Annotated in this window: 7 protein-coding genes and 1 pseudogene; 3 read left to right on the top strand and 5 right to left on the bottom strand. The window is 70.9% G+C overall.

The features are described from left to right. Together ACI379_RS16880 and ACI379_RS16875 are read left to right on the top strand one after the other, a co-directional pair. A partial coding sequence (locus ACI379_RS16880; RefSeq protein WP_439793293.1) for an endonuclease NucS domain-containing protein occupies positions 1-177 on the top strand: 177 nt, incomplete at its 5' end. Between the two features lie 24 nt (positions 178-201). After that, positions 202-750, top strand: a complete 549-nt coding sequence (locus ACI379_RS16875) for a DUF952 domain-containing protein (protein ID WP_439793289.1) — start codon at positions 202-204, stop codon at positions 748-750. 3 nt (positions 751-753) lie between these two features. Here ACI379_RS16875 and ACI379_RS16870 read toward each other — a convergent pair whose 3' ends face one another. The 5 genes from ACI379_RS16870 to ACI379_RS16850 form a co-directional block, all read right to left on the bottom strand. Next, positions 754-1,053 carry a hypothetical protein gene (locus tag ACI379_RS16870; RefSeq protein ID WP_439793288.1) on the bottom strand — a complete coding sequence of 100 codons (300 nt, stop codon included), beginning with the start codon at positions 1,051-1,053 and terminating at the stop codon, positions 754-756. 54 nt (positions 1,054-1,107) lie between these two features. Beyond that, complete coding sequence (locus ACI379_RS16865; RefSeq protein ID WP_439793287.1) at positions 1,108-1,395, bottom strand: hypothetical protein; 288 nt, start codon at positions 1,393-1,395, stop codon at positions 1,108-1,110. After that, entirely contained in the window at positions 1,392-2,303 is a 912-nt protein-coding gene (locus ACI379_RS16860) for an FAD-dependent oxidoreductase (RefSeq protein WP_439793286.1), read from the bottom strand. The genes ACI379_RS16865 and ACI379_RS16860 overlap by 4 nt, the downstream gene beginning before the upstream one ends. Before the next feature lie 69 nt (positions 2,304-2,372). After that, positions 2,373-4,397, bottom strand: coding sequence for a protein meaA (locus ACI379_RS16855; protein ID WP_439793285.1), 2,025 nt, complete (start codon positions 4,395-4,397; stop codon positions 2,373-2,375). Positions 4,398-4,497: 100 nt separating this feature from the next. Continuing rightward, positions 4,498-4,797 (bottom strand): STAS domain-containing protein, encoded by a 300-nt coding sequence (locus ACI379_RS16850; RefSeq protein ID WP_439793284.1) that lies wholly within the window; start codon positions 4,795-4,797, stop codon positions 4,498-4,500. A 179-nt stretch (positions 4,798-4,976) separates the two neighbouring features. Here ACI379_RS16850 and ACI379_RS16845 point away from each other — a divergent pair. Then, positions 4,977-5,552 (top strand): annotated as a pseudogene (locus ACI379_RS16845) (cob(I)yrinic acid a,c-diamide adenosyltransferase). The last annotated feature ends 92 nt before the right edge of the window (positions 5,553-5,644 follow it).

Here is a 5,644-nt window from a genome sequence, read left to right as displayed (position 1 = left end):
GAGCTCCTCAACCGCGATCCCCTGCTCACCTCGAAGGGGCCCGTCCGCGGCATCTTCGCCGCCCAGGAGATCAAGCCGCAGGCGCGCGTGCTGGCCACCGACCGTGGCATCTCGTGCGCCCTGGTCGACTACGACGCCCTGCGTGGCATGGATGACGCCGAGGACCGGCTCTTCTGAGCGACCGGCAGGTAGCCTGCGACGGTGACTGAGCGGATCTACCACGTCGCCACGCGGGCGGACTGGGACGCGGCCAAGCGGGCCGGGGCGTACACGACCTCGACCGTCGGTCGCACCCTCGAGCAGGAGGGCTTCATCCACGCGTCGCGCCGCGAGCAGGTGGCCGGCGCCTTCGCCCGCTACTACCTCGACGCCGGCGAGCCGCTCGTCCTGCTGGTGATCGACCCCTCCCGGCTCGACGCCGAGGTGCGCCAGGACGCCGTGGGCGAGGAGACGTTCCCGCACGTGTACGGCCCGATCACGCCTGGCGCCGTCGTCGACGTGGTCCCGTTGCGCCCCGACGGGTCCAGCGACTCCGTGCTGTCGCTGTTCGTCCGCGAGGCCGTCGTGCGGATGGCCGTGGGAGTGGTCGTCATGACCGCTGCGGTCCTGGGCGCCGTGATCGGCGGCGCGGTGGCGAACGGTCTGGTCGCCAACGGCAGCGCGGGGGGCTGGGGCAACGCGGCGGGCCTGGTCCTGGGGACAGCCCTCGGCATCACTGCCGTCGCCGCGTGGCGGCGCCTGCGCAGGTGAGGCTCAGGCGGCCTTCTTCTTGACCTTGGTGCTCTTGGTGGCCTTGGACTTCTTGGCAGCCTTGGCAGCCGCCTTCTTGAGCTCGGCCTTGGACACCTTGAGCTTGGCGACGTTGTCCTTGCCGGTGAGCAGCTCGGCGTGCTCGACACGGACCAGCGTGCGGCGCTTGACCGTGTACCCCGGCGGGAGGGTGCCCTCCTTGAGCATGCGCAGTGGGCAGCGGTTGCAGCGCGTCTTCGCCACGCAGCACTCACGCTTCGGCAGCTTGGCAACCGTGCCGCGCTTCTTGTCCTTCTTGCCCACGTGGGGATAGTACACCCTTAGTAAGCGTTGCCTAACCTAATGCCCGTCCAGTGGTCACGGGACGACGCGGTGGATCCCCTCGCTGTCGACGAGCAGCGCCACCAGCTCGCCCGGCCCCTCCGCGTACGCGGTGGCCACGTTCACGAGCACCAGCACCGCTTCTCCCCGGTGCACGTCGGCGACGTCGCTCAGCTCGACCACGCCGACGTCGCGGCCGCGCAGGTCGACGACGTCGTGGACACCCTCCGCCAGGAGCTCCTCCCGCCACCGGGCGACGTCGTCGTCACCGGGGCCGGCCGGCCACCCGACGAAGAGTCGCGCCGGGCACTGGAGGTCGCTCATCGCTCACCGCTCCCCACCAGAGCCACCACGTCGGCCGCGGTGCCCCAGCTCGTGGTGACCCCGGCTCCGCCGTGGCCGTAGCAGTGCACGACGTTCCCGACCCGCTCCACGCGGATCTCCTCACGGGCCGGTCGCAGCCCGACCCGGTGGCGCAGCACGCGGGCGCCCTCCAGGGCCGGGACCAGGGAACGCGCGCGGGCCAGGATCAGCTCGGCGGTGTCCGGGTCCGGCGTACGACTCCACTCCCCCTCGATCTCCGTGCCCCCGACGACGATCTCGTCGGTACGCGGGATGACGTACGTCAGGCCGGACTCGTCGAGCCACCAGCGGTCCAGCCCGACCTGCTCGAGGACGACGACCTGGCCGCGCACCGGACGTACGGACGGGTCGTCACCGAAGTGCCGTGCCGCCAGCCCGGTGGCGTTGACGACCAGGGTGTCCTGCGGAAGGGCGGACAGGTTCATCCGCGTCACCAGACCGTCCAGCTCCTCCACGCGCGCCAGCAGCCAGCGCAGGAAGACCGGCATGTCCACGACCGGGCTGACAAAGCTCCAGCCGTCGGCGTACCCGCCCGGCAGGTCGGTCACCCTGGTCAGCGCTGGCACCGCCCCGCTCCACCACGGGTCGTCCGTGGGCTCGCGCAGCAGCTCGGTGCCGGGCAGCATCCGTACGCCCGTCCGCTCCTCGGCGGCGAGCCCGGCGAAGACCTCGTACGAGACGCCCGACCAGGCCGTCACCCTGTCCTGCGGCAGCGCGAGGTACGGGTACCACAGCGCTCCGGCGACGGCCGAGGTCGTCTCCAACGGCAGGTCACGGGCGTGGACGTGCACGTCGTACCCCGCCTCGAGCAGCCGTACGGCGCAGGTCAGGCCGACCACCCCGGCACCCACCACGATCACGCGTGTCATGGCAGGAGTCTGCACGACGGCCCGCGACCGGTCACCCGGTCGCGGGCCGTCGTGGACGGGTGCGCGGCCTCAGTCGAGGTCGTTGGCCCTGCGGATCACGTCGACGATGCCGCCCATGATCTCGGTCAGACCGAAGTCCTTGGGCGTGTAGACGGCGGCCACGCCGAGCTCCACCAGGCGCTTGCCGTCGGAGTCGGGGATGATGCCGCCCACGATCACCGGGAGGTCGTCCAGTCCCGCGGCCCGCAGGCCGTCGAGGACCGCCGGCACGAGCTCCATGTGCGAGCCGGACAGGATCGAGAGGCCCACGCAGTGGACGTCCTCGGCCACGGCCGCGGCGACGATCTGCTCCGGCGTGAGACGGATGCCCTGGTAGATCACCTCGAAGCCGGCGTCGCGCGCCCGGACGGCGACCTGCTCGGCACCGTTGGAGTGGCCGTCGAGGCCGGGCTTGCCGACGAGCAGGCGCAGGCGTCCGCCCAGCTCCTCGCCGGTGGCGGCGACGCGCTCGCGCACCGCGGTGAGCTCGGCTCCTGCCTGCGCGACCCCCACGGCGCCGGTGACACCGGTCGGGGCGCGGAACTCTCCGAACACCCCGCGCAGGGTCGCGGCCCACTCGCCCGTGGTCGCACCGGCCCGCGCGGCGACCAGGGTGGCCTCCATGAGGTTGGCGTCGGTCTTGGCGGCGGCGGCGAGCGCCTCCAGCGCGGCGCTCACGGCTGCCTCGTCGCGCTCGGCCTTCCAGGCCTCCACCGACGCGACGGCGGCGCGCTCAGCCTCGGGGTCGGCTGTCTGGATGGCCCCGTCGAGGTCGGCGGTGAGCGGCGACTGCTCGGTGGTCTCGAACTTGTTGACCCCGACGATGACCTCCTCGCCCGCCTCGATGCGCCCTCGGCGGGCGGCGTGGGCGGAGACGAGGTTCTGCTTCATGTAGCCGGACTCGACGGCCGCGATGGCGCCGCCCATGGCCTGCACCCGGTCGATCTCCGCCTTGGCGCCGGCGACGAGCTCGGCGACCTTGGCCTCGACGACGTGGGAGCCGTTGAAGATGTCGTCGTACTCGAGCAGGTCGGACTCGAAGGCCAGCACCTGCTGCAGGCGCAGCGACCACTGCTGGTCCCACGGACGCGGGAGGCCGAGGGCCTCGTTCCACGCCGGCAGCTGGACCGCGCGGGCGCGCGCGTCCTTGGACAGCGTCACGCCGAGCATCTCCAGGACGATGCGCTGCACGTTGTTCTCGGGCTGCGCCTCGGTGAGGCCGAGCGAGTTGACCTGGACGCCGTAGCGGAAGCGACGCATCTTGGGGTCGGTCACGCCGTACCGCTCACGGGTGATCTCGTCCCACAGCTCGACGAAGGCGCGCATCTTGCACATCTCCTCGACGAACCGCACGCCCGCGTTGACGAAGAACGAGATGCGGCCGACGACCTTCTCGAAGTCCGCCTCGGAGACCTGGCCGGAGCTCTTGACCTGGTCGAGCACGGCGATGGCGGTGCACATCGCGTACGCGATCTCCTGCACGGGCGTCGCGCCGGCCTCCTGCAGGTGGTAGCTGCAGATGTTGATCGGGTTCCACTTGGGGATGTGGTTGACCGTGTACGCGATCGTGTCGGCGGTCAGACGCAGCGAGTGCTGCGGACCGAAGACGTACGTGCCGCGCGACAGGTACTCCTTGATGATGTCGTTCTGGGTGGTGCCGGCCAGCTGGCTGGCCACCTCGGCCGGGTCGAGCCCGGGGTTCTGCTCCTCGGCGACGACCTGGTACATCGCGAGCAGCCACATGGCGGTCGCGTTGATCGTCATGGAGGTGTTCATCTCCACGAGCGGGATGTCGGTGAAGAGCTTGCGCATCTCCCCCAGGTGCGGGACGGGCACACCGACCTTGCCGACCTCACCGCGGCTCAGCGGGCTGTCCGGGTCGTACCCGGTCTGCGTCGGCAGGTCGAACGCGACACTCAGGCCCGTCTGCCCCTTGGCGAGGTTCTTGCGGTACAGCGCGTTGGACGCGGCCGCCGTCGAGTGGCCGGCGTAGGTGCGCATCACCCAGGGGCGGTCCTTCTCCGGGCGTGCGGCAGTGGCCTGAACGTCAGTCATGTACTGAAGAGTAGGACGGTTCCGATGAACGGGACACCCGTCTCGCTTGTGGCGACAACCACACGCCGTCCCCTCCTGCCGGGGGTTGCGTACGGTCGGCTCAGGCCGCCTGGCGCTCGAAGTCGACCGCGTGGCTGACCCGCGCGAGGTGGATCATCCGGAGCACCGTGGGGCTGCAGTCGCGCAGCGTCAACCGACGACCGTCGCGCCACGCCTGCCGGGTGGCGACGAGGAGGACGCGCAGAGCGATGAGGTCGAGCGCCTCGACCTCGCGCATGTCGAGCACGACGTGGTCGCTGGCGTGGAGCTGGTCGTAGATGACGGCGCGTACCGTCGAGGTGCTGCGACCGTCGAACTCTCCGCGCAGGACGACCGTGGTCCCGTCCGTGGTGATGTCCACCGTGCCTCCTTGGGTGAACGGAGTGATCGCCGGGCCCGCTCCCGAGCAATCCCCCTGTTGCAAGACTATGACGCAACTCACTCACGATTGGTTGCCCCCGCGCCTCGCATTTTTTCGCAGCGCAGGTTTTGGCGAAAGCCTGGATCGGCGCCCCGGGGCCCTCCGACTACCCTCGGGGCATGGTCAACCTGACGCGGATCTACACCCGGACCGGCGACGCCGGCAGCACCCGACTCGGCGACATGAGCGAGACGTCCAAGACAGACCCGCGGCTGGCTGCGTACGCCGACGTCGACGAGGCGAACGCCCACATCGGGGTGGCGCTGGCCGTCGGTGGCCTCGAGGACGACGTGGTGGCCGTGCTCACCCACGTCCAGAACGACCTGTTCGACGTGGGGGCCGACCTGTGCACGCCGGTGGTCCCGGACCCGGAGTACCCGCCGCTGCGGATCACCCAGGAGTACGTCGACCGGCTGGAGGGCTGGTGCGACGAGTACAACGAGCACCTGCCCAAGCTCCGCTCGTTCATCCTGAACGGCGGCACGGTCGGTGCGGCGCACCTGCACGTGGCCCGTACGGTCGTGCGTCGCGCCGAGCGCGGCGGCTGGGCGGCCTGGGAGGTGCACGCGGAGTCGATGAACCTGCTGGCGGTGAAGTAGCTCAACCGCCTCTCGGACCTGCTGTTCATCCTGGCCCGCCACGCGAACCGTGAGAACGGCGACGTCCTCTGGGTGCCCGGCGGGGAGCGGTCGTAGCGAGGCACGAGCGGAGGGCGTGAGCCGCCCACCAGCACGGCGGGGAGCGGTCGTAGCGAGGCACGAGCGGAGGGCGTGAGCCGCCCACCAGC

The organism is Nocardioides sp. (assembly GCF_051876515.1).
GTDB lineage: Bacteria > Actinomycetota > Actinomycetes > Propionibacteriales > Nocardioidaceae > Nocardioides.
This window is presented reverse-complemented; position numbering and strand designations above follow the sequence as displayed.

What these genes read in the sequence shown, in the direction of transcription:
- ACI379_RS16865 (WP_439793287.1), bottom strand. Translation starts at nt 1,395, where the DNA reads ATGAGCGACCTCCAGTGCCCGGCGCGACTCTTCGTCGGGTGGCCGGCC.
- ACI379_RS16860 (WP_439793286.1), bottom strand. Translation starts at nt 2,303, where the DNA reads ATGACACGCGTGATCGTGGTGGGTGCCGGGGTGGTCGGCCTGACCTGC.
- ACI379_RS16855 (WP_439793285.1), bottom strand. Translation starts at nt 4,397, where the DNA reads ATGACTGACGTTCAGGCCACTGCCGCACGCCCGGAGAAGGACCGCCCC.